At 60.0% G+C, this 2315-nt stretch carries 2 protein-coding genes; both read right to left on the bottom strand.

Annotated elements, in window-relative coordinates; all coding sequences use genetic code 11:
• The coding region (locus EJA71_RS04160; RefSeq protein ID WP_256671473.1) for a condensation domain-containing protein at positions 1–1648 on the bottom strand (1648 nt) is incomplete at its 3' end.
• The coding region (locus tag EJA71_RS04155; RefSeq protein ID WP_178113649.1) for a phosphopantetheine-binding protein at positions 1648–2315 on the bottom strand (668 nt) is incomplete at its 5' end. The genes EJA71_RS04155 and EJA71_RS04160, both read right to left, overlap by 1 nt.

The raw sequence follows: 2315 nt of genomic DNA, 5'->3' as shown, positions 1-2315 counted from the left end.
TGGCGCGGGCGTTGAGCTGGGCGTAACTCAGGCGTTGCTCGCCGAACACCAGAGCGCAGGCATCCGGGGTGGCGCGTACCTGATCTTCGATCAGCGCATGCACGCTGCGCTCCAGCGGATATTCGGTAGCCGTGGCGTTCCATTGCGAGACGATCACCTCGCGTTCGTCTGCGTCGAGCAGGCGCAATTCAGCCAACGGCTGTGCCGCGTCAACCAGCACAGCCTGCAGCAGGTTTTGCCAATGCGCAGCCATGCGTTCAATGGTCGCGGCAGTAAACAGATCGCTGGCGAAGGTCAATTGCGCACCGAGGCCTTGCGGCGTTTCGAAGGTGTCCAGGCTCAGGTCGAATTGCGCGGTCTGGCTGGCCATGGTCAGCGGATCGATCTGCAAGCCCGGCAAACGCGTGCCTTGCTGCGATTCACCGGTGGCCAGATTCTGGTGGTTGAACATCACCTGGAACAACGGGCTGTGGCTCAGGCTGCGTTCTGGTTGCAGAGCTTCCACCAACTGCTCGAACGGCAATTCCTGATGCGCCTGAGCGCCCATTGCCGATTGCTTGACCTGTTGCAACAGGCTGCGAAAACTTGCCTGCGGGTCAATGCGCGCCTTGAGCACTTGGGTGTTGACGAAAAAGCCGATCAGCCGCTCGGTCTCGACGCGGTTGCGGTTGGCGTTGGGCACACCGACGCTGATTTCAGCCTGGCCGCTGTAACGGTGCAACAGCGCCTGGAACGACGCCAGCAACACCATGAACACGGTCAAACCTTCGCGCTGGGCAAGGCTTTTCAGGCCCGCGGCCAGCGTGTTGTCGAGGGTTACATCGAGACGCTGGCCACGGAAGCTCTGCACCGAGGGCCGCGGGAAATCCGTCGGCAATTGCAGCACCGAATGATCAGTGCCCAGTTGTTCTTTCCAGTAAGCCAACTGACGCTCGCGTTCACCCGCCTCCATCCAGTGCCGTTGCCAGATGGCGTAGTCGGCGTACTGGACCGGTAGCTCGTCGAGGCTGACCTGGCGCCCTTGCGCAAAACCCGAGTACAACTGCACCAGCTCTTCAACCATGACCCGCATCGACCAGCCGTCGGCGGCGATGTGGTGCACAGTGACGGCAAGAACGTGGTCGTCATCGGCCAGACGCAGCAGGCTGGCGCGCAACAACGGGCCAGTCTGCAAGTCGAACGGCAAATGCAGTTGTTCGTTGATGTAGGCCTGAATCTGTTGCTCGCGCAGCAGCGGCTCGGCCGCCACGTCCAGCGCGTCGATGGCAATGGTCATCGGCAACTGCGCATGGATCACTTGCACAGCGCCTTCGTCGTCCTGACCGAAGGTGGTGCGCAGGCTGTCATGACGGGCAATCACGGCATTGAACGCACGCTCCAGCGCCGGTACATCCAGCGTGCCGCGCAGGTGCAGCGCGGTGGGAATGTTGTAGGCGGCGCTGTGCGGGTCCATCTGCCAGACGAACCACTGACGATCCTGAGCGAACGACAATGGCAAGGCGTCGGCGAATTCATCCCGGGTCTGCGGGATCGGCAGGTTAGCCGGGGAAACCCCTTCCTGGAGCATCTTTTCAAGATAGAGCGTGCGCTTTTCCAGCGGCAGACAGATAAACCGCTTGGCAATTTTCAGAGCGACATTCTTATCCATCAAGCCTCCTCCATTTCATCAAGCAGGGATTCCAGCTTACTCAGTTTCAACATATCGACTTGCTCGTCAGCGGCATCCAGCTGGCTGACGAAATCGCCAAGCACAGGGTGCTGGAAGATCAATTGAGGTGTCAGTTTCAGGCCCAGTTCCAGTTGCAGGCGCGAAACCACGGTGACGGCCAGCAAGGAGTGGCCACCCAGTTCAAAGAAGTTGTCGTTGAGGCCGATGCGCTCCAGTTGCAGCACCTCTTGCCAGATCGCCGCCACTTGCTGCTCCAGTTCGGAGGCCGGTGCGACAAAGGCTTGCTGCGCCTGACTGGCATCGAATTTCGGCAACGCCTTGCGTTCGAGTTTGCCGTTCGGGCTGACCGGCATCTTCGCCAGCAATACCCAGTGCAACGGCACCATGTAATCAGGAACGTTCTGGGCGAGGTGTTCTTTACAACGCTGGAACAATTCATTGCGCCGCACATCGTCGGCTTCCAACAGACTGGCGTCGTTTGGCACCACATAAGCCACCAACAGCGAACCGTCCTGAGCAATGACCACGGTTTCCAGCACCGCGTCGTGCTCGGCCAGACGTGCTTCGATTTCGCCCAGTTCGATACGCAGACCACGGATTTTCACCTGATGGTCCATACGCCCGGCGTACTCGATCACACCGTCAG

It is taken from the genome of Pseudomonas sp. PB106 (assembly GCF_009764645.1).
GTDB lineage: Bacteria > Pseudomonadota > Gammaproteobacteria > Pseudomonadales > Pseudomonadaceae > Aquipseudomonas.
This window is presented reverse-complemented; position numbering and strand designations above follow the sequence as displayed.